The organism is Arthrobacter sp. 10T419 (assembly GCF_056394105.1).
On the sequence record NZ_JBFTHF010000001.1, the window covers coordinates 612872 to 635586 of the forward strand.

Annotated in this window: 24 protein-coding genes; 6 read left to right on the forward strand and 18 right to left on the reverse strand. The window is 66.2% G+C overall.

The genetic code is table 11. From position 1 onward, the window contains the following. The 15 genes from AC1DBD_RS02965 to AC1DBD_RS03035 form a co-directional block, all read right to left on the reverse strand. Positions 1-1290 carry a CpaF family protein gene (locus AC1DBD_RS02965; RefSeq protein WP_476981455.1) on the reverse strand — a complete coding sequence of 430 codons (1290 nt, stop codon included), beginning with the start codon at positions 1288-1290 and terminating at the stop codon, positions 1-3. Between the two features lie 225 nt (positions 1291-1515). Beyond that, positions 1516-2709: a CpaE/TadZ family protein gene (locus AC1DBD_RS02970; RefSeq protein WP_441417050.1), complete on the reverse strand. Its 1194-nt coding sequence runs from the start codon at positions 2707-2709 to the stop codon at positions 1516-1518. Next, positions 2706-3482, reverse strand: coding sequence for a Flp pilus assembly protein CpaB (gene cpaB / locus AC1DBD_RS02975; RefSeq protein ID WP_476981377.1), 777 nt, complete (start codon positions 3480-3482; stop codon positions 2706-2708). The genes AC1DBD_RS02970 and cpaB (AC1DBD_RS02975) overlap by 4 nt, the downstream gene beginning before the upstream one ends. A 43-nt stretch (positions 3483-3525) precedes the next feature. Further along, positions 3526-4563, reverse strand: a complete 1038-nt coding sequence (locus AC1DBD_RS02980; protein ID WP_476981378.1) for a pilus assembly protein TadG-related protein — start codon at positions 4561-4563, stop codon at positions 3526-3528. Continuing rightward, positions 4551-4925 (reverse strand): TadE/TadG family type IV pilus assembly protein, encoded by a 375-nt coding sequence (locus AC1DBD_RS02985; protein ID WP_476981379.1) that lies wholly within the window; start codon positions 4923-4925, stop codon positions 4551-4553. Before AC1DBD_RS02985 ends, AC1DBD_RS02980 begins: the two co-directional genes overlap by 13 nt. Before the next feature lie 105 nt (positions 4926-5030). Further along, a complete protein-coding gene (locus AC1DBD_RS02990) occupies positions 5031-5258 on the reverse strand; it encodes a Flp family type IVb pilin (protein ID WP_476981380.1) in 228 nt (75 codons plus the stop codon). Positions 5259-5534: 276 nt separating this feature from the next. Continuing rightward, the gene (locus AC1DBD_RS02995) at positions 5535-6419 is read right to left on the reverse strand and encodes a type II secretion system F family protein (RefSeq protein WP_476981381.1); all 885 of its coding nucleotides are present in this window, start codon (positions 6417-6419) and stop codon (positions 5535-5537) included. 17 nt (positions 6420-6436) lie between these two features. Then, complete coding sequence (locus AC1DBD_RS03000) at positions 6437-7384, reverse strand: type II secretion system F family protein (RefSeq protein WP_476981382.1); 948 nt, start codon at positions 7382-7384, stop codon at positions 6437-6439. Between the two features lie 2 nt (positions 7385-7386). Continuing rightward, positions 7387-8862, reverse strand: coding sequence for a CpaF family protein (locus AC1DBD_RS03005; protein WP_476981383.1), 1476 nt, complete (start codon positions 8860-8862; stop codon positions 7387-7389). Continuing rightward, positions 8859-10061 carry a CpaE/TadZ family protein gene (locus tag AC1DBD_RS03010; RefSeq protein ID WP_476981384.1) on the reverse strand — a complete coding sequence of 401 codons (1203 nt, stop codon included), beginning with the start codon at positions 10059-10061 and terminating at the stop codon, positions 8859-8861. The genes AC1DBD_RS03005 and AC1DBD_RS03010 overlap by 4 nt, the downstream gene beginning before the upstream one ends. Then, positions 10058-10852 carry a Flp pilus assembly protein CpaB gene (gene cpaB / locus AC1DBD_RS03015; protein WP_476981385.1) on the reverse strand — a complete coding sequence of 265 codons (795 nt, stop codon included), beginning with the start codon at positions 10850-10852 and terminating at the stop codon, positions 10058-10060. The genes AC1DBD_RS03010 and cpaB (AC1DBD_RS03015) overlap by 4 nt, the downstream gene beginning before the upstream one ends. A gap of 21 nt (positions 10853-10873) precedes the next feature. Continuing rightward, positions 10874-11890, reverse strand: a complete 1017-nt coding sequence (locus AC1DBD_RS03020; protein ID WP_476981386.1) for a pilus assembly protein TadG-related protein — start codon at positions 11888-11890, stop codon at positions 10874-10876. Then, entirely contained in the window at positions 11878-12285 is a 408-nt protein-coding gene (locus AC1DBD_RS03025; protein ID WP_476981387.1) for a TadE/TadG family type IV pilus assembly protein, read from the reverse strand. Before AC1DBD_RS03025 ends, AC1DBD_RS03020 begins: the two co-directional genes overlap by 13 nt. A gap of 102 nt (positions 12286-12387) precedes the next feature. Then, entirely contained in the window at positions 12388-12600 is a 213-nt protein-coding gene (locus AC1DBD_RS03030) for a Flp family type IVb pilin (protein WP_476981388.1), read from the reverse strand. A 270-nt stretch (positions 12601-12870) separates the two neighbouring features. Continuing rightward, entirely contained in the window at positions 12871-13536 is a 666-nt protein-coding gene (locus AC1DBD_RS03035; RefSeq protein WP_476981389.1) for a prepilin peptidase, read from the reverse strand. Positions 13537-13844: 308 nt separating this feature from the next. Between AC1DBD_RS03035 and rplM the strand changes: the two genes are divergently transcribed. From rplM to glmM, 3 genes are all read left to right on the forward strand, one after another. After that, complete coding sequence (gene rplM, locus AC1DBD_RS03040) at positions 13845-14288, forward strand: 50S ribosomal protein L13 (RefSeq protein WP_015937805.1); 444 nt, start codon at positions 13845-13847, stop codon at positions 14286-14288. 36 nt (positions 14289-14324) lie between these two features. Next, positions 14325-14834, forward strand: coding sequence for a 30S ribosomal protein S9 (gene rpsI, locus AC1DBD_RS03045; RefSeq protein ID WP_441417064.1), 510 nt, complete (start codon positions 14325-14327; stop codon positions 14832-14834). 200 nt (positions 14835-15034) lie between these two features. Further along, positions 15035-16396 (forward strand): phosphoglucosamine mutase, encoded by a 1362-nt coding sequence (gene glmM, locus AC1DBD_RS03050; protein WP_476981390.1) that lies wholly within the window; start codon positions 15035-15037, stop codon positions 16394-16396. 66 nt (positions 16397-16462) lie between these two features. On the opposite strand, the gene mscL is transcribed toward glmM, so the two are convergent. Genes mscL through coaA form a run of 3 tightly spaced genes read right to left on the reverse strand, consistent with a single transcriptional unit; the run spans position 16463 to position 18773 of the window. Beyond that, entirely contained in the window at positions 16463-16852 is a 390-nt protein-coding gene (mscL, locus tag AC1DBD_RS03055) for a large conductance mechanosensitive channel protein MscL (RefSeq protein ID WP_441417066.1), read from the reverse strand. Positions 16853-16881: 29 nt separating this feature from the next. Then, the gene (locus AC1DBD_RS03060; protein ID WP_476981391.1) at positions 16882-17802 is read right to left on the reverse strand and encodes a M15 family metallopeptidase; all 921 of its coding nucleotides are present in this window, start codon (positions 17800-17802) and stop codon (positions 16882-16884) included. A gap of 5 nt (positions 17803-17807) precedes the next feature. Beyond that, a complete protein-coding gene (gene coaA / locus AC1DBD_RS03065) occupies positions 17808-18773 on the reverse strand; it encodes a type I pantothenate kinase (protein WP_441417068.1) in 966 nt (321 codons plus the stop codon). Positions 18774-18894: 121 nt separating this feature from the next. Here coaA and glmS point away from each other — a divergent pair, with 121 nt between their 5' ends. From glmS to AC1DBD_RS03080, 3 genes are read left to right on the forward strand one after another with little or no spacing between them, the layout of a single operon-like run. After that, positions 18895-20787, forward strand: a complete 1893-nt coding sequence (glmS, locus tag AC1DBD_RS03070; protein ID WP_476981392.1) for a glutamine--fructose-6-phosphate transaminase (isomerizing) — start codon at positions 18895-18897, stop codon at positions 20785-20787. A 4-nt stretch (positions 20788-20791) separates the two neighbouring features. After that, positions 20792-21139: a holo-ACP synthase gene (locus AC1DBD_RS03075; protein ID WP_175321209.1), complete on the forward strand. Its 348-nt coding sequence runs from the start codon at positions 20792-20794 to the stop codon at positions 21137-21139. A 4-nt stretch (positions 21140-21143) separates the two neighbouring features. After that, positions 21144-22667, forward strand: coding sequence for an NAD(P)H-hydrate epimerase (locus AC1DBD_RS03080; RefSeq protein WP_476981393.1), 1524 nt, complete (start codon positions 21144-21146; stop codon positions 22665-22667). Positions 22668-22715: the final 48 nt, after the last annotated feature.

The window sequence follows — 22715 nt, forward strand, 5'->3', positions numbered from 1 at the left end:
TCACGCCTTGCCGGCCGGTGCCAGCGGCGCCGCGAAGACGTTGGCGGAAACGTAGATGCCCATGTCCTCGAAGCGGTCGATGAAGCGCGGCCGGATCCCCGTGGCCACCGGCTTGCCGAGGAACCTCCCGTGGGCGTCCACCCCGGCCGAGTAGTCGAAGATGAAGGCATCCTGGAGGGTGACAATGTCCCCCTCCATGCCCTGCACCTCGGTCACGTGGGTGATCCGGCGGGTTCCGTCCCGCAGACGGGAGATCTGCACGATCAAGTTCACCGCCGAAGCAATCTGTTCCCGGATGGCGCGCAGCGGAAGATCCATTCCGGCCATCAGCACCAGGGTCTCGAGCCGGGCAACGGCGTCGCGCGGCGAGTTCGAGTGGACGGTCGAAAGGGAGCCGTCGTGGCCGGTGTTCATGGCCTGGAGCATGTCGAGGGACTCGCCGCCGCGGACCTCGCCCACCACGATCCGGTCCGGCCGCATGCGCAGGGAGTTGCGCAGCAGGTCGCGGATGGTGACCTCGCCCTTGCCTTCGGTGTTCGGCGGCCGGCTTTCAAGCCGCACCACGTGCTCCTGCTGGATCTGGAGTTCCACCGCGTCTTCGATGGTGACAATGCGCTCGTCGTGCGGCAGGAAGGAGGAGAGGACGTTCAGCAGGGTGGTTTTGCCGGTGCCGGTGCCGCCGGAGACGATGATGTTTAGCTTGGCCCGGACACAGGCGTTCAGCAGTTCGGCCATTTCCGGTGTCAGCGTGCCGAAATCGATCAGGTTGCGCACGGTGAGCGGGACCTTGCTGAACTTTCGGATGGTCAGCGAGGAGCCGCCGACTGCCAGCGGGGGGATGACGGCGTTGACGCGGGAGCCGTCCTCGAGCCGGGCGTCCACGAGCGGGGATGACTCGTCGATCCGGCGGCCCACCTTGGAGACGATGCGTTCGATCACCTTGCGCAGGTGGTCCTCCGAGCTGAAGCGCGACTCGGTCAAGGTGAGCTGGCCTTTTCGTTCCACGTAGATCTGGTCCATCCGGTTGACCATGATCTCGGTAACCGCGGGGTCATCCAGCAGCCGCTGGAGCGGACCGTACCCCAGCACGTCGTCCGCGACGTCGCGGACCAGCCGGGTGCGCTCCTCGGTGGACAGCGGCACCTGTTCGGCGTCGATGATGCGGGTCAATTCGTCGCGCGCGGTGGCACGTAGCTCTTCTTCCTTGACCGCCGAATCGTTGAAGCGGGTGCCCATCCGCTCAAACAGGGCGGTGGCTGCCCGCTCTTTGAGCGCGGCAAAGGCATCCACCGGTTGCTGCCCCTTGGCGCGGGCCGTGTCGGGGTGTTCTGCGAACGACGGCGCGGCCGCCGCGGCGAGGCGCGACGGCTCGGGGCGCGCTGCTTCGAGGTGGGCGGAGAGCCGGGGTGGCCGGGCCGACGGGGCGGTCGCCGTCGTTAGCGGGGCCGACGACGGCGGTGCCGGCTGCGTTTGGGGGCCGGCTTCCGCTGCGGAGAGACGTTCGGAGAGTTTCACTTAGACCACCACCCGTCGGTGCAGTTTCTTCTGCGCTGTGGCCCGCCAAGCCGGATCAAAGCGCGTCACCAGCTGCCGCAGGCCCTTCACTGCGGGATCCTTGCGGCCGTCCTGCAAGACCGGGATCCCGCGGTTGGTGGAGTACGCCACCGCCTGGGAGCGCGGAATGCTCACGTCCACGGGCGCGCCGATAGTGGCCTCGACGTCCTGGACGCTGAGCCCGGATTTGGAGTCCGCCATGTTCAGGACCACATGGCGGGTTTCCGGAAGCAGGTCGAGCCGGCGGAGGATTTCCAGCCCCGAACGGAGGCCGCGGATGCTGGGCACGTCCATGGCGCTGACCCAGACGACGTCGGTGCACTGTTCCATGGCGGCCAGGCCCACCTCGGGCAGGCCGGGGGCGGTGTCCACGACGACGTACTGGAACTGCTCCGCGAGTTGTTCGATCAGCCGGCTGACCTGCTGGGGCGTGATGTCGTCCGCTTCCACCGGGGTCCGGGGCGCGCAGAGGGCGTAGATGCTGCTGGGGTGCACGGTGAGGAACGCCTTGAGGACCAGCGAGTCCTGGCTGGCCGACGCCGAGACGGCGTCGGTGACGGTGTGTTCCGGATTCAGGTACAGGCCGGAGGCCACGTCGCCGAACTGCAGGTCCAGGTCCACGATGACGACGCCCATCGGTGCAACCTGGCCCAGACCGATGGCGATGTTCGTGGCAATGGTCGTCTTGCCGACTCCTCCCTTGGGGGAGAAGACTCCGATCACCAGGCCTTTGGGATTGTTATCCGGCTGCTGGACGGCCGTGGCCCGGGTCCGGCTGGCGTAGGACTGGCAGGCCCGCTCCAGGAGCACCCGGATCTGGGCCGGGTCAGATGCGGGGCTGAGGATGTCCCGGATCCCGGCACGCATCGCCAGCAGCACAAACTCCGGTTCGGGCTCGCCCACCAGGATCACGCTTAACTCTGGCAGCTGCACGTCGAACACCGTGGCGAGCCGCAGGGCGTCCTCAATCGGAACGTCGGGTCCGAGGATCAGCACCTCGGGACGCTCCTGGTTGAGGTTGGCGAAAAGTTCACCGGGATTGGCGGGATTGATGAAGGCAAAGGTCTGGACGCCGCCGGGCAACCCGCCCGCGACCGCCTGGCGGACGCGCGCATCGAAGTCGGCGTTGGGAGTGATGAGGACGAAGCGGCTCACTTGTAGACCTCCGGTCGGGTAATAATTCCGGGGCGGCCGCTGTCCTTTGCGTCGAGCGGTTCCCGGCTCAGCCAGATGCTCGCCACGTCCGTAAAGTTCGAGGCGTAGACAATCTTCGTGGCGGCCACGTCGTTGACGGCAACGGTCACAATCATCGAGCCGACGGGGAGCGAGGTGTCCTCGGCGGGGGCGGCGGAGCCGCTCGCCGAGGGCTGCGGAGTGGGGGTGGTAACGGGTGCGCGCTGCACCGCCGTCACGAGGGCCTTGTGGACGGTCAGTTGCGTGGTTTGCTGGTCAGGCTTTCCCTCGATGCCGCCCTCCTTGAGGTTGATGAAGATACCCACATGGTCCCCGGCCGTGATGCGACCGCCGACGACGCGCTGGGGTTCAAGCTGGAAAGACACCTCCTGCAGCCCCTTTGGAACTTCCACGGATCCGCTCGTCTTCAGCTCCTCCGGCTCGACCAGCCGCTCGGCCACGAGCTGCTCACCCGGCAACAGGTCGACGGCGGTGACCTTGCCGGCCAAGCCGTCAAGATTCTTCAGCGCAGTCTTGGACACGGCTTTGCCGGGGAGTTCCTGGCTGCTGACAAACGCCGACAGTGACGCCACCGGTGTGCCGGCGGGGATGGCCTTTTGCACCACCACGACTGAGACCGGCTCCAGGTTCTGCACGGCGCGGGTGTCGGCTCCCTGGGCGTAGCTGACGACAAGGATGGCACCGACGATGGCCAGCACGACGGCGGCCAGTCCTGCCAATAAGCGTGACTTCAAAAACTGCTCCTGAACCGGTTAGGGGATTGCGGGGTACAAAGTGCTATTGGGTGAGGCGGACGATCGTGGCCCCGTTGGCGTCGACCGGGCCAAGCGTGAAGCCGTCAGCTAGGGAGACATACTTGATGAAGCTGCCGATGATGCCGCGACAGTTGCCGTCGCAGGCCACGGAGGAGGGGACTGTGGGGGTGCTGTTCTGGAAGGTGTCCGGGAGCGAACTGTTGCCGCTGAATTTCCAGCCCTTGACCTTGAAAGCGGCGAAGGATTTCAGGCCGTAAACGGCGCCGTTGCCCGTTCCGGTAACACGGTCAAAAACCGGGAGCAGGACAACGACGTCCTTGCCGGCTGTGATGTCGGCGGCCCAGCGGTTCAGCGTGGCGGCGCAGACAGACGGCGAGCTGTTACCCGGGTCGCTGCCGCTCTCGCTCAATGCAAGGTCGATCAGTCCGCCGCACACTCCCGGGTCGCTGACCAGCCAGCCAAATCCACCCTCGACGGCCGCTCCGGAGGGGCCGTAGTTGCAGTCCGGATTCGCGTTGCTGCCGTGGTTCTGCAGCAGTTGCAGCGTGCCGTCGACGTGACCCCGGACCTGGCAGATCGAGAAGGCGACGGGAAACGCCGTCGGCCCCTTCACCGGGCTGCCCCAGGTTACTGCCGAGGTGGCCGAGACTTCGGCGGAGTTGTAGCCAAGGGCCCGTGCGAAGAACAGCGAAACCCGGTTCGGCTCCTTACCGGGCTCCTGGGCGCCGGCGGCAACAGTGACAGTCCGGTTGGTCTTGTCGAGGAGCAGCGACTTGATGTTGCTTGCGCCGTCGCCGGCATTGCCGTTGGCCAGGGCCCGCGCCAGGGGGGAGGTCGCGGAACATTCGGCATCGTTGATGTCCTTCGCGCATTTTTGGGCCACGGCCAGAGCCGCGGCGTCGGAGCCGTTGCGCAGCTGGGTCCGCTCCGCGTACAGCATTCCGACGTCGACGGCGAGGGCGGCAAAACCGAGCAGGCTGACCATGAGGATCGCGACCATGATGGCGATCCCGCCGCGCTCGCGGTCAGCGATTGGGACCGGACTGCCTAGCCGCCGCACAGCATGACTCCTTTGCCTTCCATCGGGAACGGCCCGGCGATTCCGGTCATGGTGGAGAGCGTGTAAGTGATCTTGACCGTGACCTGTGCCCCGGAGGTGCACGGAGTGGGGCTGATTGTGATGTTGGAGTCGGCGAGGGCGGGCTGCAGGCTGGTCGTCGCGTTCTTGACCGCGGTGCGGGCGGCGGAGGCGCTGTTGTTGATGGCCATCACGCGGACCCCCTCGCGCGCCGCGCTGGAGAGCGAGATCTGCACGTTATAGGCCCGGCCGAATTCCATGATGCCGAGCAGGATCATGACCAGCACCGGGGCCAGGAGGGCAAACTCCACCGCGACGGCGCCCCGTTCTTTTGTCTTGGACATGGGGGACCGCCTTCCTTGAGTGCTTGTCGCTGGCGCCTGAACACAGTCAGGGTTGGGAAAGGCCGGAGCCTTCCCCAACCCTGGCTGGTGGATTGTGGAGCGCTGCTACGCGCAGCCACCCTTGCCATCGGTGCCGCCCGTTTCCGAGTAGGACTTGTTCTGCATTTTGCAGCCCACGTCCTGGAAGGTCTTGTTCAAGGTGCCGCCGAGGAGGGTGACGGCGACGATGATGACAACGGCGATGAGCGAAACCATGATGCCGTATTCGACGGCGGTGGCGCCGCGCTGGTCGCGGCGAAGGCGGGTTGCGATGTTGGAGAGGTAGGAACGCATTGGTGACTCCTGAGCGAGTTGGGCGGCTGGCCCTGCACCAGCACTGAGAGGAACTTAGCAAGCGCCGACACGCCGTCAATCGGAGTTTGGAACATCCTGTGCCAAGACTTCCCAAACTGCCCTATTCCTGTACTTTCCCTGCGCGGATCCTGCGCTGGGGGCTGCGGAACCGGCCGTAGGCCCTGGGAGTGGGCCCCGGGCACAAAGGAGGACCCCCTTGGCTCTGGGTACCAAGGGGGTCCGGTCTATGGGCGGCCCGAAGACTGGCCGCGTGGGTCATCGGTTTGCTGCGAACACCTCGATCATGCTCATGACCGTGGGCCCCAGCAGGACAATGAAGAGTGTCGGCAGGATCGTGAAGATGAGCGGAAAGAGCATCTTGACCGGCATCTTCATGGCATGCTCCTCCGCCCGCTGGCGCCTTTTGACCCGCATATCCTTCGCCTGCGAGTTCAACACGTTGGCGATGGCGATCCCGTAGGCGTCCGCCTGGACCACCGCCCGGACGAAGGACCGGAGGTCCGGCACATCCACGCGCTGGGACATGGCCAGATAGGCGTCCTTTCGGGACCGGCCCACCTGGATATCCTGCAGGGTCCTGATCACTTCCTCGGCGAGCGGTCCCTTGCCGTTCTGGCCGGCCCGGGCCATGGCGGTTTCAAAGCCGAGCCCCGCCTGGACCGAGATGAGCATCTGGTCCAACGTGTCCGGCAGCTCGAGCTTGATCTTCTCGCGACGCTTTTGCGCGTGGTTGCGGACGAGAATGTCGGGGACGAAGTACGCCAGCGCGGATGCACCCACCGTGAGCAGCACGTTTGCCGAAGTGGGGCTCCCGGCGATGATAAGGACGCCCAAGACGGCGGCGGCGAGAGCCAGCAGCGGCTTGACCATAATGACGCGTCCCAAGGGCCACTCTTTGGGTCGTCCGGCGCCGGCCAGCTGCTTGTCCAACCAAGCCGCGTAGCCCTTTGGCATGACCCGCTGACTCAGGGTGGCGAGCTGCCCGGCGGAGGAGAGCATGGAACCGGCGGCCGCCGGCCGCCGGCCGAGGTTGGCCTGGACGTTGCGCAGGCCGGCCCGGTCTCCGGTGAAGACGAGCCAGGTCATGAGCGAAAGTGGGGCGATGACCGCCAGGATGGCTGCGTAGGCAATGGTTTGCACTGTTCTCTCCCTACTTCTCAGAACTTCGGTTTAATGAGTCGGCTGAGCCAGAAGCCGCCCACGGACAGCAGGACCACTGCGGCGAGGATCATCAAGAAGCCGGGAATCGTGGTGAGGAACACCCTTGAGTACAGGGGGTTGAACAGCGTTAGCCCGGTGAACATCAGCACCGGAAGCGCCATCAGGACAATGGCGGACATCCGTCCCTCCGCGCTGAGGGCCTTGACCTGGCCTCGAAGCTGGTTGCGGTCGCGGATGGTCTCGCCCACATTGTCCAGCACCTGGGCGAGGTCGCCGCCGACTTCCCGGTGGATCTCGATGGCCCGGGTAATCGAAGCGAAGTCCTCATTATTGGTGCGCCGGGCAACCTCCGAAAGCGATTCGCCAAGGTCGCGGCCGATCCGGGTCTCGTTCACCACCCGGCTGAGCTCCTCTTTCATCGGAGCCTCATTCTCCTCGGCGGCCGCGTCCACCGCACGCAGCAGGCTGTGCCCGGCACGGAGGCCGCCAGCGAGCATTTGCAGCGAGTCGGGCACCTGCTCGTCGAATTTCCTTCGCCGCCGCGAGACCAGAAGACTGAGGAAGAGGAAGAGCCCCGCCGGAGCCAGCAGCACCATCAGGATGGCGAGGAGCGGCCCGCCCAGAAGGAAACCGACCACCACCGCCACGAAACTGGCGGCCCCGGCCATGACCAAGTAGTCACCGGGCTGCTTCTTGAGGCCGGCACTGTCGAGCTTCTCCCGGCTGAGCAGACCCGAACCGCTGCTGCGCAGTCCCTGGTTCAGGGTGTGGACCGCGTGGTCCGTCAGCTTGGTCAGGTTGGAGGAATGGACGGTTGCCTCGTCCGGGCGGCGCCGGGACAGGGGCACCGACCGGGACTTGAAGACGACGGCGACCAAGACCGCCAATGCCGCATATGCCAGCAGGAGTCCGGCGACAAAGACGAGCGGAGACTGGTCCGGCATTGTCACCGCCCCCTGACAGGGGCAGCGGCGCCAAAGACCGCCGCCGAAATCGGAATCCCGAGTTCGGCGAAGCGGTCGGTGAACCGGGGGCGGACGCCGGTGGGGATGGGCTTGCCGAGGAACCTGCCGCTGGCATCGATTCCGGCGGAGTAGTCGAACATGAACGCATCCTGGAGGGTGACGACGTCGCCCTCCATGCCCTGGACCTCGGTGATGTGCGTGACCCGCCGCGAGCCGTCCCGGAGCCGGGAGATGTGGACGATCAGGTTCACTGCCGAAGCCACCTGTTCGCGGACGGCCCGCAGGGGCAGGTCCATACCTGCCATCAGCACCAGGGTTTCCAGCCGGGCAATCGCGTCCCGGGGGGAATTCGCGTGGACCGTGGAGATGGAGCCGTCGTGGCCGGTGTTCATGGCCTGCAGCATGTCGAGGCACTCCCCGCCGCGGACTTCACCGACCACAATCCGGTCCGGTCGCATGCGCAGCGAGTTACGGACCAGGTCGCGGATTGAGATTTCGCCCTTGCCCTCGATGTTCTGCGGCCGGCTCTCCAAACGGACCACGTGGTCCTGCTGCAACTGCAGTTCCACCGCGTCCTCGATCGTGACAATCCGGTCCGAACTCGGAATGAAGGAAGACAGCACGTTCAGCAGGGTCGTCTTTCCGGTTCCGGTGCCGCCCGAAACAATGATGTTCAACCTGGCCAGCACGCAGGCCTGCAGAAGTTCCGCCATTTCCGGCGAGAGGCTGCCCATCGAGATCAGGTCATGAACGGTCAGTGGGTCACGGCCGAACTTCCGGATGGTCAGGGCCGGGCCGTTGACGGCCAGCGGCGGGATGATGGCGTTGACGCGGGACCCGTCCGACAACCGGGCGTCCACCAGCGGGGACGATTCGTCGATCCGGCGTCCCACATTGGAAACGATCCTCTCGATGACCCGCCGCAGGGCGTCGTCCGAGGTGAACTTGGAATCCGTCAGCTGCAGCTGCCCCTGGCGTTCCACGTAAATCTGGTCGAAGCGGTTGACCATGACCTCGGTCACCGTGGGATCGTCCAAGTAGCGCTGAATGGGGCCGTGGCCGAGCACGTCGTCGATGATTTCGCGGATCAGCCGCTGCCGTTCGATTGCGGTGAGGGGGATTTGCTCCTCGTCCACAACAGCCTTCAGCTCGTCCTTGACGGACTGGTGAAGCTCCGTTTCGTCAATTGAGGAATCGGTGATCCGGGAGCCGAGCCGTTCGAAGAGTGCCTGGCTGGCACGTTCTTTGAGTGCGTTCAGGGCCTCGCTGGCGAGCGACGCCGTCTGCTGGAGCTCCGGGAGGCTGGACTGCGATTCCGCCGCAGTCTTGGCCTCCAGGATCCGGCCCAGGGTGGCCGGCTGGGCGTGCAAAGCGAAGACGTCGACACTGGGCTTTTCTTCCTGCGCGGTGGGCAGCGTCCCGCCGCGCAGTTGCTGGAATCGGTCGGTGAGGCTCACTGGACTACCGCCCTTCTGTGGAGTTGCTTGTGCGGCCTGGCTTCCCAGTCCGGCTTGAAGCGGTCTACCAGCTGGCGTAGACCCTTGAGTGCAGCGTCCCGACCGCCATCCTGAAGCACGGGGACGCCTTTGTTAGTGGAGAACGGAAGGGTGCGGGAGCGCGGCAACACCACATCCACGGGAGCCCCGATGGTGGCTTCGACGTCCTTGAGGGACAGCCCGGCCCGGCGGTCGGCCATGTTCAGCACGATGTGACGATGGGCGGGAACCAGGTTCAGTTCGTCGAGGATCTGGAACCCTGTCCGCATGCCCCGAATGCTGGGCACGTCCATGCCGCAGATCCACACGGCGTCCGTGGCCTGTTCCAGCGTGGCCAGGACATGTTCGCCCAGACCCGGCGCGGTGTCGACGACGACGTACCGGAACTCCTTCCGCAGTTGCTCCAACAGATGGGTGACGTGGACGGCGCTGATGCGGTCCATCTCCACGGGCGTCCTCGGGGCACACAGTGCGTAAATGCCGGCCGGATGAACCGTGAGGTACGTCTTGAGCACCATGGAGTCCTGGCTGGCTGCCCCCATCACCGCGTCGGTGATGGTGAACTCCGGTTCAAGCAGCAGCCCGCTGGCCACGTCTCCGAACTGGAGGTCAAGGTCCACGATCACCACACTCATCGGTGCGGTCTTCCCCAGACCCACTGCGAGATTGGTCGCCACCGTCGTCTTGCCGACGCCGCCCTTCGGGGACATCACCGCGATGACGCGCCCGGAGCCGTGGTCGGCATGCTCGGTGGTCTGTGGCCCAAGTCCCCGGCGCCGGCCGGCGGCAGCGAGGCTAGCCCGTTCGAGCATGACCCGAATGGTGTCCGGGTCTGCTCCGGGGTCCAGCAGGTCACGTACGCCGGCCCGCATTGCCTGGACGACAGTTTCCGGATTGGCCGTAACGGCGAGGACCACGCTGATTTCCGGGTACTGGAGGTCCACCACTGCCGCCAACTTCAGCGAGTCAGCCACGGGAACGCCGGGGCCAAGGATGAGGACCTCGGGCGGTTCTCCGACCATTTGGCGCATAATGTCCGCGGGACCTTCGGGCAGGTAGTCGGCTTTGAAGACGTGCAGTTCACCGTGCATGCCGCCGATGGCCAGGCGGACCAAGCGTTCGAAATCGGTGTTGGGCGTGATTAGGACGAAGCGGCTCATCGGAACAGCCCTGCCGCGTCTACTGTGCCCTTGCCGGATTCGATTGCATCGTTGGGTTCCTTGGACAGGTAGATCTTGCCGAACTCGGCGGTGAAGACGATCCGCTCAGCGTCTGCGCTGTTTCGGGCCAAGGTAATGAGGTAGCTGCCGTCGCCGGAGGACTTGCTGGTGGACGACGTTGACGAGACCTGACTGGCACCGGCTGCGGTGTCTGAGGGGCCGGTCTGGGTGGCCGCGCCGTCGCTATACTGCGCCGCCGTGACCAGGACTTTGTGGAAGGTCTGCTGCGTTTTGCTGACCTTTGCGCCGCTCCCGCCATCCTTCCCCGTGCTCGTGAGGTCCAGCGAAAGGAAGACGCCCACAGTGTCCCCGGCCTTCAGCGTGCCGCCGGCGACCCGCTCAATGGGCAGCTTGAGAGTGATCTCCTGGAGCCCTGCCGGCACCTGAACCCGCGCCGGGCCGAGGAAGGCGTTTTCTTCCACCATCCGGCTGGACAGCAGCTGCTCGCCCGGCACCAGCGTGACTGCGGTGACCTTGGATCCCAGCGACGCGAGGTCCGTGACGCTGTCGGTGGCCAGCGCCAGCTTCGGCACTTCCTTCTTTGTCACCATGGCCGCGATCTTGTCCGCGGCAGTTCCGGCCGGAATGGCCTTTTGTACGACATAAATTGATTCTGTTTCGGTACCTGCTAATGCTCTTTTGTCAGCATTCTGAACATATGAGACCAGCAATACGGTTCCGATAATTGCCACAAGTAGTGCGGCGATGCCCCCCAGCAGGCGTGTTTTCATTTTTATCCCCTTAGAAATTACCTATCGGACTAGCTGAATTACGACGGATCCGAGATCCGGTGCTGTGCCCCCCGTCCCGCCGACGGAATCAATGGATTCAAATTTCACGAATTGCCCAATGATTCCCCGGCAGCTGCCGGTGCAGGCATTGGCCGGGTCACCCACCCAGGGCATGGTCGCCCGGAAGACCTCGGGCGTGCCGCCGCCGGAGAAGGCCCAGCCGATGATGTTGAAGGTCGCGTAGCCGCGGATGTGGAACCAGCCGCCGTGTCCGGTGCCGCCGGCGTCGTCATAGACAGGAACGGTCGCCTCGACCGTGCCTCCGGCCAGGATGGTGTTTCGCCACGCGGTGACGGTCGCGGTGCACGAAGCGGGAAAATTGGCGCCGGTGTCGGTTGCCACGACGTCGCTCGCATCAGTCGTCGAGACGCAGGTGCCGCTTTCATCCAGCCAGCCGAAGCCGCCCGGAATGACGTGCCCCGACGTCGAGGTGCACGTGCCGCTGCCGGGCTTGTACTTGATCAGCTGGATGTCGCCCGTTACCTCTGCACCGGAGAGGTCGTACTGGCAGTCGGAGATCGCCAGCGGGAAGGCGGTGGCGCCGCCTGGCGGAGCCCAGGCCGCCGTGGCGCGGGCGCCGACTGTCACTGCGGGGGCGTTGAGTGCGTTGGAGAACAGCTTCGTGAGGAATCCCGCGCCGCTGGTGCCGTTGCGGGTGGAGGTGGCCACCGTGACCTGCGCCGGGGCGACAACCACCGAGTCGATGGTGGTGGCTCCGTCGTTGGAATTGGGGCCACTGAGTTCGGCGGCCCAGGCGCTAGCTTGCGCCACCGTGCAACCGCCGGCCTGGTGGCAACGCTGAGCAGCGGCCATCGCGCCAGCGTCCGCGGCATTCTGGAGCTGCGCCCGCTCCGCGTAGATTTGGCCGACATCAACGGCCATCGCTCCCGCACCGATGAGCACGAGCATCAGCATCGCAACGAGAACGCCTGTGGCGCCCCGCTCCTTGTTGCGCTCGGAAGCTTTCAGCCGTGGCATCGCATGGCTCCTGTTCCTCGCAGGGTGACAGCGCCACCGAAAATTCCGGTCAGGGAGTTGGCCGTGTAGCCAACTTCAACCCGGGCGTTGCCGGTGCCGCCCGCGGGGCAGGCGCCAGTAAAGGTGTAGGTGAAGCCGGCCGGGTTCAGCCCTGGCGCGCCGGCCACGGCGGCCGCCCGCGCACGCCCCTGGTCGTTGAAGATCGCCATGGTCCGGGCTGCTTCGCGGGCCGCCTGCGTGACGGAGATCTGCAGGTTGTAGGTGTACGAGAATTCGATGATCCCGCCAACCAGGGCGAGGAGGATGGGAGCAACGAGGGCGAATTCGACGGCGGCCGCACCCCGCTCACGTCCCTGCCCCGTGAACCGGGGCGTCGGTAAAATGCTGCGCTTCATTGGATCCCCCCAGGGATAGATGCAGCCGAAAGATTAAGGACTGTGCCGCGTCCGCGGAACACGGACGCGGCACAGTGGGTGTTGCTGAGACCGAGAGATCGACTACGGGCCGACGCGCCAGCCGCCGACCGCAGCGCCCAGCCGCCCGAACCAGGCACTGAGTTCACCACCGAAGATGCTGGCGCCGCCGATGATGGCGAAGGCGACGAATGCGATAAGCAGCGAGTATTCCGTGGCGGTTGCGCCCTTTTCGGATTCAAGCTTGTCCTTGATGCCGGCGACAAACGCGAGCATTGAGACCATGAGACCAGTCATTGTAAAAGTCCTTTTCCAGAGTTTCGAATAGTGTTACGAAGCTCCAGCAAATCCCCTTTTGCTATCTGGTGGGGCTCCGTTGGCACAACAATTGCACGCCGATTAACGGCCCTGCAATGCATGCGACTACCCGACTTTTTGGGTGGAAAGCGAGCGTTTTACTTACCGCTCTCAGAGAGGTGTACTCAGTTCTTCCGGGCGCTACGGAGCCGACTACTTGTTTTGATAAGGCGGCTTAGCGTTGGCCGAAGTGCGGCGCAGGAGAGGGCGCTACGCGGAGAGCAGGACGGTGAGCAGGGCGGCGGCCAGCATCGAGGGCCCGAAGGCCACTTCCTTCGGCTTGTTTCCGCGGTTCTTTAGGAGGAGGACCAAGGAAACCAGGCCGCCGGCGACAAACCCCAGGGCGCCGCCATAGAACAGTTGGGTCCAGCCCAAGTGGCCTAAGTACAGGCCGAGTGGCGCAGCGAGCTTAACGTCGCCCATTCCGAGGCCTGTGGGGCTGATGAGGGCCAAGATGAAGTAGAAAAAGAAGAGAATTACCGCCCCGGCCAAGGCCCGGGCCAGCTGCCCCCAGCCTCCGAGGGCTATCGAAGGCACTGCGAGCAGCACAACGCCGGCTCCCAGGAGTGGCAGGACCAGCCGGTTAGGCAGCAAATGATGAATAACGTCAATTCGGGCCAGTTGGACGCCAATAACCGCCAAAACCATAAATGCCGGCAATTCCGGAGAGGCGCCGAACCGCCAGGCCAGGAGGGCGCAAAGCACCGCGGCGGCAACCGACGTCGCCGTCCGCTGCGCAGGCGTGGGGCCGGGTCCCAGCTCCGGCAGGGCGCGCCTGACGAAGACGTCTGCCAGCAGCCCGAGGCTGAGTCCGGCGGCGGCGACTACCGCGAGGAACAGCAGCGATGCGGAACCTGCAACGGCGGGATCGGGCACGGGACCTCCAGGGACACGGCGTACCGGAACTGAACGGCACGCAGGGCTGCATGCCACCGGACACCCCATTTTGACCCACGACCCCGGCTTCCGCTATTCTTGGTAGTCGTTGTGCGTGTCCTATCTCGATGATGCGTGCCCGCTTGAGAATCCGGTTGCAGGATAGCTACTCAACGTGCACATTCGAGACCACAGGATGACTGGTTACATGGAGCCCTCACCTCTGTTCCGGTAGCGCATAGATAGTAGGTGCACCTTTTGCGTGACGCCTAAAACAAGAACGCCAGAACAAGAACGAGGCAAACACCGTGCGTACGTACACCCCGAAGCCCGGCGATATCAACCGCCAGTGGCACGTCATTGACGCCACCGACGTTGTCCTTGGTCGTCTCGCCAGCCAGACCGCAATCCTGCTGCGCGGCAAGCACAAGGCCACCTTTGCGTCCCACATGGACATGGGCGACTTCGTCATCATCATCAACGCTGAAAAGGTCGCCCTCACCGGTGCCAAGCTGGAGCAGAAGCGCGCATACCGCCACTCCGGTTACCCGGGCGGCCTGACCTCCGTCAACTACGCGGAGCTGCTGGAGTCCAACCCGGTCCGCGCCGTGGAGAAGGCCATCAAGGGCATGCTCCCGAAGAACTCCCTCGCTGCACAGCAGCTGGGCAAGCTGAAGGTTTACCGCGGTGCCGAGCACCCGCACGCCGCCCAGCAGCCCAAGACTTTCGAAATCACCCAGGTCGCCCAGTAGTCCTGGCCACCAACCAACTTTTTATCAAGGAGAATCGTGGCTCAGAACGAAGAACTGACCACCGAAGCCGTTGAGGCTGAGGAAAACCTGACCAGCTACACCTCGGAGAGCGGTGCTGCTGACGCAGCGGCGCCGAAGAAGGAACGTCCGGCACTGACTGTTGCCGGCGCTGCAGTTGGCCGTCGCAAGGAAGCCGTTGCACGCGTTCGCGTCGTGCCCGGTTCCGGCAAGTGGACCATCAATGGTCGCGAGCTGGCGAACTACTTCCCGAACAAGCTGCACCAGCAGGACGTCAACGAGCCCTTCAAGATCCTTGACCTTGAAGGCGCCTACGACGTTATTGCCCGCATCCACGGTGGCGGCATCTCCGGCCAGGCCGGTGCCCTGCGCCTCGGCATCGCCCGTTCACTGAACGAGATCGACACCGAGAACAACCGCGCCACCCTGAAGAAGGCCGGCTACCTGCGCCGCGACGCGCGCATCATCGAGCGTAAGAAGGCTGGTCTCAAGAAGGCACGCAAGGCTCAGCAGTACTCCAAGCGCTAAACAGCGCCTTCCCAATCTGTGGCCGCTGGCGCGACCACAGATTGGGGCCCGCGGCGCTTTTCAGCGCTCGGATCCACAAGCGCTAAACACGCTCAACTGGAAGCCCGTCCCGCATTCTGCGGGGCGGGTTTCCGGCGTTTAACGGGTATCCAATGGTCGGAAACCGGACCCGGGCCCGCGATCGACTAAACTTGGGCTCGATGTCTAGAATATTTGGAACAGATGGTGTCCGGGGCCTGGCGAACGGCCTACTGACCGCAGAGTTGGCGTTGCAGCTGGCGCAGGCCGCCGCCGTCGTGCTCGGCCACGACCGCAACACCAACGGCAACAGGCCGCGCGCCGTCGTCGCCCGCGATCCGCGGGCCAGCGGCGAGTTCCTCGCGGCCGCCGTGGAGGCCGGGCTCTCCAGCTCCGGCATCGACGTCTACGACGCCGGCGTGCTGCCAACGCCGGCCGCCGCGTACCTCGTCGCCGACCTCGACGCCGACTTCGGCGTGATGATCTCCGCCTCCCACAACCCGGCCCCGGACAACGGCATCAAGTTCTTTGCCCGCGGCGGCCAGAAGCTCCCCGACGACGTCGAGGACGCGATCGAGGAACAGCTGAGCAAGGAGCCGTACCGCCCGGTCGGTGGCGAAGTTGGCCGCATCCAGCGGTTCTCCGACGCGGAAGACCGCTACATCGTGCACCTCCTGGGCACCCTCCCGCACCGCCTGGACGGCCTAAAGGTGGTCCTGGACTGCGCGCACGGCGCCGCCAGCGGTTGCTCACCGCAGGTCTTCAAGACGGCCGGCGCCGAGGTGATACTGATCGGCGCCGATCCGGACGGCCTCAACATCAACGACGGGGTGGGTTCAACACACCTCGGCCCATTGATGCAGGCGGTCCTGGACAACGGGGCTGACCTGGGCATCGCCCACGACGGCGACGCCGACCGTTGCCTGGCCGTGGACCACGAGGGCAACGAGGTGGACGGCGACGAGATCATGGCCATCCTTGCCGTGGCCCTCAAGGAATCCGGAAAGCTCAAGGACGACGTCCTGGTTGCCACCGTGATGAGCAACCTCGGACTCAAGATCGCCCTGCGCGAGGCAGGCATCAGCCTCCGTGAGACCGGCGTAGGCGACCGCTACGTGCTGGAAGGCATGCGCGAAGGTGGCTTCAACCTCGGCGGCGAGCAGTCCGGCCACGTTATTTTTGCCGACTACGCCACCACCGGCGACGGCGTCCTGACGGGCCTGCAGCTTGCCGCCCAGGTCGCGCTGACCGGCCGTCCGCTCAAGGAACTGGCCACGGTCATGACCAAGCTCCCGCAGGTGCTGATCAACGTCAAGGGCGTCGACCGCAGCCGGGTCAAGGGTGACGAGGCCGTGGCCGAAGCCGTGGCCCGGGCCGAGGCACGGCTGGGTGACACCGGACGCGTGCTGTTGCGTCCTTCCGGGACCGAACCCGTTGTCCGGGTGATGGTGGAAGCCGCGGACCAGGACACCGCCCAGGAAGTCGCCGAAGGCCTGGCCCAGGTGGTCCGGACCGAGCTTGCCCTGGCGCTCATCGCCGACTGACTCCAAGAACGCAAGAAGGTGGCCCGTTTCCGTGAGGAAGCGGGCCACCTTTTGTTGGTCCGGAAGCTAGCGGGCGGTGCGGGTCAGGGCGTCGCGGATCTCGGTGAGCAGGGCGATCTGAGGGTCCTCGGCCGATTCCTCCTTGACGTCCGGGTTGATGCCCAGCCGGCGGTTGCGGCGTTCAATCATGTGGTTCATCGGCAGGATCACCACGAAGTAGATGGCAGCTGCAATCAGCACGAACGAGATGATGCTGGAGATGACGGAGCCGTACTTGAACCCCTCCCAGGCCATTTCCTCGATGCCTTTGGCGTTGAAAAGCAAGCCGATGAGTGGCGTGAGGAGTCCTTCCACGATGGAGGTCACGACGGCGCCGAAGGCGGCCCCCATGACGACGGCGACGGCAAGGTCAACGACGTTGCCCTTCATGATGAAATTCTTGAATCCAGTCAGCATGAACCCACGGTAGCCCGGGCCCGGCAGGCTCAGCGGTAGGCTGGCGCGGCTTCCAGGCCGAAATACTCTTCGAGGGTGGCGACGCCGCGCTTGTGCATGTCGCCCGCGGCCTCGGTGCCGATGTAGCGCAGGTGCCACGGCTCGTAGAAGTAGCCGGTGACCGGGTGGGCCATCCAGGGGTAGCGGACCACGAAGCCGAAGCGGTGCGCATTGGCCTTGGCCCACACGGCGGCCGGCTGTTCCGCGAAGCAGGGCTGGAAGCTGCAGGCCCCTCCGCCGTCGCCGATGTCAAAGGACCAGCCCGTCTGGTGCTCGGAGTAACCGGGCCGCGCGGAAGCCGTGTCCGCCTCGGCGCGCCCCCGGGCGTTCGCGTAGCCGTTGTAGGTGGCCGTCTGGGTCGCGTAGGAACGGTAGCCGCTCGCCAGGGTCAGGACCACGCCGTCCGCCGCGGCGGCTGCAAACATCCGCTCGGCGGCCGCCGCCGTCGTGCTGTTCAGCTGCGCGGCCTCGCCGGAAACCGCCAGCCTGACGGCCGGCTGCACGAGGTCGGGCGGAACGAACGTGGCGGGGGAGAGCGGCCGGTGCTTGTTCACCACCACCCACGGGCTCGCAGGATCGGTCAGGGAATGCTTCCGGGCCGGCCCGGACGCGGCCGGTCCGGAAGCCGCAGGCGCGGAGGCTGACGGCGCTGCGTCGGCCGGGGGTGTGGTGGCGGTGGCCATGCCCGCGGAGGTGGTCGTCGCCGTAGGCGAGCCGGAGGCGGAAACCGCGGCGGAGGAACGCTCAGTTGGCACAGCCGTGCTGGAGGATGGCTCCGGGCTGCTGCCGGGGCTACAGCCGGCCACGGCGGTAAGGAGAGCCAGTGCCGTTCCCGCCGCGAGCAGGCGCCCGAGCGTCCGCTGGCTCGGGGTTACCGGGCCCGGGGAAGTGCCGGCGCTGTCGTGGCACACCTGTGCTAGACCTTGCGCAGCAACATGCGTCGGATGGAGTGGTCGGCGTCCTTAGTCAGCACCAGCTGGGCCCGGCCGCGGGTGGGGAGGACATTTTCTTCCAGGTTCGGCTCGTTGATGCGCTTCCAGATGTCCCGGGCGGTCTGCTCGGCCTCCGAATCGGAGAGCGTCGCATAGCGGTGGAAGTAGGATTCGGGCTGTGCGAAGGCGGTAGTACGCAGCTTGCGGAACCGGTCCACATACCACTCCTCGATATACGAGGTCTTCGCGTCCACGTAGATGGAAAAGTCGAAGAAGTCGCTCAACGCCAGGCCCTGCCGGCCGTCATGCCGCGGGCGTGCCGGCGCCAGGACGTTCAGGCCCTCGACAATCAGCACGTCCGGCCGGCGGACCACAACTTCCTTGCCCGGAACGATGTCGTAGGTGACGTGCGAGTACCAGGGGGCCCGCACTTCCTCGGCCCCGCTTTTGACCTCGCTCACGAAGCGCAGCAGTGCGCGGCGGTCGTAGGACTCCGGAAACCCCTTGCGCTCCAGGAGCTGACGGCGCTTGAGTTCGGCGAGGGGGTAGAGGAACCCGTCGGTGGTGATCAGCTCGACGTTCGGCGTGCCGGGCCAGCGCCGCAGCATTTCACGCAGTACGCGGGCGATGGTCGATTTGCCCACCGCCACGGAGCCGGCCACGCCGATCACGAAGGGGGTGCGCTGGGTCTTCTCGCCCAGGAAGGTCGTGGTGGCCGCGTGGAGCTGGTTGGCGGCCTCGACGTAGAGGTGCAGCAGCCGGGACAGCGGAAGGTAGACCTCGCGGACCTCCTTCATGTCCAGGGGGTCGCCCAGGCCGCGGAGGCGGAGCACGTCCTCTTCGTTGAGGGGCTGCTCCATCTGGGCAGCGAGCCGGGACCAGGTCTGCCGGTCCAGCTCAACGAACGGGGAGACGCCCTCGCCGTTCGCTTCGTTGCGTTGCAAAGTCACCTTAGAGATTCTGCCCTTGACAACGCCCAGAGCGAAATGGACACCCCGCCAGCCGCCAGCGGCGGGCCCGGACCGGCACATCCTACGTCGGACGACCGGGAAACCGGTTAGGCTTATGTCCATGTGCGGAATCGTTGGATATGTAGGCCGCTCGGCTGGCCGGGTAAATACTGAACACAAAGCCCTGGACGTTGTCCTGGAGGGATTGCGGCGCCTTGAGTACCGCGGCTATGACTCCGCCGGGATCGCGGTCGTGGCGGACGGTGCCATTTCTTCCCGCAAGAAGTCGGGGAAACTGAGCAACCTGATCACCGAACTGGAGGCCCACCCGCTGCCGGACGCCCTCACCGGCATCGGGCATACCCGCTGGGCAACCCACGGCGGCCCCACGGACCTGAACGCGCACCCGCACCTGTCCGACGGCGGCAAGCTGGCGCTCATCCACAACGGCATCATCGAAAACTTCGCGGAGCTGAAGCAGGAACTCGTGGGCGAAGGCGTGACCTTCCTCTCCGAGACCGACACCGAGGTGGCCGCAGCGCTGATCGGTGACATCTACCGCAACCAGCTGGGCGGCGACAACGCCAACGGCGGCCTGACCAAGGCCATGGAACTTGCCTGCCAGCGCCTCGAGGGCGCCTTCACGCTGCTCGCCGTGCACGCCGACCAGCCCGACGTCGTCGTGGCCGCCCGCCGCAACTCCCCGCTCGTGGTGGGCCTGGGCGACGGCGAGAACTTCCTCGGTTCCGACGTCTCCGGCTTCATCGACTACACCCGCCGCGCCGTGGAACTGGGCCAGGACCAGATCGTCACCATCACCGCCGATACCGTCGCGATCACCGACTTCTACGGTGCCCCGGCCGAGGGCAAGGAATACTACGTCAACTGGGATCCCGCTTCCGCGGAGAAGGGCGGCTTCCCGTCCTTCATGGAAAAGGAAATCCACGACCAGCCGGACGCCGTGCTGCAGACCCTGCTGGGCCGGTCGGACGTCGACGGCAAGCTGACCCTCGACGAACTCCGGATCGACACGGAACTGCTGAAGAGCGTGGACAAGATCATCGTCCTGGCATGCGGCACGTCCGCCTACGCCGGCCAGGTCGCGAAGTACGCGATCGAACGCTGGTGCCGGATCCCCACCGAGGTCGAGCTCTCGCACGAGTTCCGCTACCGCGATCCGATCGTGGACGCCAACACCCTGATCGTTTCCATCTCGCAGTCCGGCGAGACCATGGACACGCTGATGGCTGTCCGGTACGCCAAGGAACAGGGCGCCAAGACGGTGTCCATTTGCAACACCAACGGCTCCACCATCCCGCGCGAGTCCGACGCCGTGCTGTACACGCACGCCGGTCCGGAAATCGCGGTGGCCTCCACCAAGGCGTTCCTCGCCCAGATTGCGGCCGCCTACCTGCTGGGCCTGTACCTGGCACAGCTGCGCGGCAACAAGTTCCAGGGCGAGATCAAGGACATCCTCGCCGACCTGGGCAAGATCCCGGCCAAGATCCAGCAGATCCTGGACAATGCCGACGCGATCAAGAAACTCGGCCACGACATGGTGGACGCCAAGTCCGTGCTGTTCCTGGGCCGCCACGTCGGCTTCCCGGTTGCCATGGAGGGTGCGCTCAAGCTCAAGGAGCTCGCCTACATCCACGCCGAAGGCTTCGCCGCCGGCGAGCTCAAGCACGGCCCGATCGCCCTGATCGAGGAAGGCCAGCCGGTCTTCGTCGTCGTCCCGTCGCCCCGGGGCCGCGACTCGCTGCACGCCAAGGTCGTCTCGAACATCCAGGAAGTCCGTGCCCGCGGCGCCAAGACGATCGTGATCGCCGAGGAGGGTGACGAAGCGGTGAAGGCCTACGCCGAACACGTCATCTACATCCCGGAGACCCCGACCCTCCTGGCCCCGCTGCTGTCCACCGTGCCCCTGCAGATCTTCGCGCTGGCACTCGCCAGCGCCAAGGGCTACGACGTGGACCAGCCGCGGAACCTGGCCAAGAGCGTGACCGTAGAATAGCCGCATGATTGTTGGCATTGGCGTAGACGTCGTAGACATCGAGCGGTTCGGCCGGCAGCTTGAGCGCACCCCCGGGTTGCGCGACAGGTTGTTTGTCCCGGCCGAGCGGGAACTGAACACCCGGTCCCTGGCCGCGCGGTTCGCGGCCAAGGAGGCCGTGGCCAAGGTGCTCGGCGCGCCCGCCGGAATGAACTGGCAGGACTGCTGGATCGGCCTGGACCAGAACGGACCCACCGTCCAGGTCAAGGACACGGTACTGGCCGTGGCCGAGTCGAAAGGCGTCAAGCGCTGGCACCTCTCGATCAGCCACGACGGCGGCATCGCCACCGCCACGGTGATCGCCGAAGGCTAAGCACATGATCAGCGCCTATACCGGTACCCACATTCGAGGCCTCGAGAAGCAACTCCTTGAGGCGAGTGCGGACCCCGGTATGGGCGCTGTTCTCATGCAGCGGGCCGCCTACGGGCTCGCCAACACGGTCATCCGGGAACTCCAGCGCCGCGGACTGCGGCCCTACGGATCCAGCGTCACCGTGCTTGCCGGCAAGGGCAACAACGGAGGCGACGGCCTCTACGCCGCGGCGCTGCTGGCCCGCCGGGGCCTGCGGACGACGGCGGTGCTCACCGCCGGCGACGCCCATCCGGCCGGGCTGGCGGCCTTCCGCGCCGCCGGCGGCCGGGACGCCGCCCTCACCGACGGCAACGCCAGGGACCTGGCTGCCGACGCCGCCCGCACCGACGTCGTCATTGACGCGGTCCTGGGAACCGGCGCGCAGGGTGGGCTGCGCGGCGCGGCCGGCACGCTGATCGAAGACCTGCAGCGCAGCCGCCACGGGCTGGTTGTTGCCTGCGACATCCCCAGCGGCGTCGACGCCGACACCGGCGAAGCGCACGCCCCTGTCCTGGCCGCGGACGTCACCGTGAGCTTCGGGGCCGCGAAGGCCGGCCTGCTCGCCGACCCGGGCGCGGACTTCACCGGCCGGCTCCGGACCATCCCGATCGGCATCGAGGACGCGCTGGTGCATCCGGAGCTGCGGCGCCTCGAGGCCGCGGACCTGGCCGCGCTGCTCCCGCAGCCCGGCCGCCGCTCGCACAAATACTCCCGGGGCGTGCTCGGCGTCGTGGCCGGATCCGCCCGCTACCCGGGGGCGGCCGTCCTCGCCTGCCGCGGCGCCCTGGCCGCGGGTGCCGGCATGGTCCGCTACGTGGGCCCGCCGGAGGTCGCGGACCTGGTCCGCCAGGCCTGCCCCGAAGTGGTGTGCGGCACGTCCGTCGCCGACGCGCACGTCCAGGCCTGGCTGCTCGGATCCGGACTCGACGCCGGCGCCCACGAGCAGCTGGAGCGGGTCCGCGAGGCGGCAGCCGCCGGACTTCCCACCGTGGCCGACGCCGGTGCGCTGCCGGCCCTGCCCCGCGAACTGTCCCCGCACACCGTGCTGACCCCGCATGCCGGCGAGCTGGCCGCCCTGCTGGAACGTTACGGCGCCGGCCCCGGCCGGACCTCCGTCGAGGGCGCAACGCTCGCCGCCGTCCGGCAGGCCAGCGGGCTCACCGGAGCGACCGTGCTGCTCAAGGGCGCCACCACCCTGGTGGCGGCCCCCTCGGGGGCGGTCTTCAGCCAGGCCGAAGCCAGCCCGTGGATGGCCACCGCCGGCAGCGGCGACGTCCTGGCCGGGGTGCTCGGCGCCCTGCTGGCACAACTCCCGGAGGGCTCCGGCGCCTTCAGCGCCTTAGGGCTCGACGGGCCGGACCGGTGGGCCGCCGTCGCCGCGATGGCGGCCAGCCTGCACGGCCGTGCCGGAACAGCTGCCTCGAACGGCGGGCCGCTGACGGCGTCGGACATTGCCGAAGCCCTGCCGGAGGTTATCGCGAAGCTGTAACAAAAGCGCGCGCCTCGCGCCTCCGGTAAATTAGTAACCTTACTTACA

Coding starts and splice junctions, on each gene's coding strand:
- AC1DBD_RS02985 (WP_476981379.1), bottom strand. CDS start 4,925: ATGTCCAAGACAAAAGAACGGGGCGCCGTCGCGGTGGAGTTTGCCCTC.
- AC1DBD_RS02990 (WP_476981380.1), bottom strand. CDS start 5,258: ATGCGTTCCTACCTCTCCAACATCGCAACCCGCCTTCGCCGCGACCAG.
- AC1DBD_RS03000 (WP_476981382.1), bottom strand. CDS start 7,384: ATGCCGGACCAGTCTCCGCTCGTCTTTGTCGCCGGACTCCTGCTGGCA.
- AC1DBD_RS03010 (WP_476981384.1), bottom strand. CDS start 10,061: ATGAGCCGCTTCGTCCTAATCACGCCCAACACCGATTTCGAACGCTTG.
- cpaB (WP_476981385.1), bottom strand. CDS start 10,852: ATGAAAACACGCCTGCTGGGGGGCATCGCCGCACTACTTGTGGCAATT.
- AC1DBD_RS03020 (WP_476981386.1), bottom strand. CDS start 11,890: ATGCCACGGCTGAAAGCTTCCGAGCGCAACAAGGAGCGGGGCGCCACA.
- AC1DBD_RS03025 (WP_476981387.1), bottom strand. CDS start 12,285: ATGAAGCGCAGCATTTTACCGACGCCCCGGTTCACGGGGCAGGGACGT.
- AC1DBD_RS03030 (WP_476981388.1), bottom strand. CDS start 12,600: ATGACTGGTCTCATGGTCTCAATGCTCGCGTTTGTCGCCGGCATCAAG.
- glmM (WP_476981390.1), top strand. CDS start 15,035: ATGTCTAGAATATTTGGAACAGATGGTGTCCGGGGCCTGGCGAACGGC.
- mscL (WP_441417066.1), bottom strand. CDS start 16,852: ATGCTGACTGGATTCAAGAATTTCATCATGAAGGGCAACGTCGTTGAC.
- glmS (WP_476981392.1), top strand. CDS start 18,895: ATGTGCGGAATCGTTGGATATGTAGGCCGCTCGGCTGGCCGGGTAAAT.
- AC1DBD_RS03075 (WP_175321209.1), top strand. CDS start 20,792: ATGATTGTTGGCATTGGCGTAGACGTCGTAGACATCGAGCGGTTCGGC.
- AC1DBD_RS03080 (WP_476981393.1), top strand. CDS start 21,144: ATGATCAGCGCCTATACCGGTACCCACATTCGAGGCCTCGAGAAGCAA.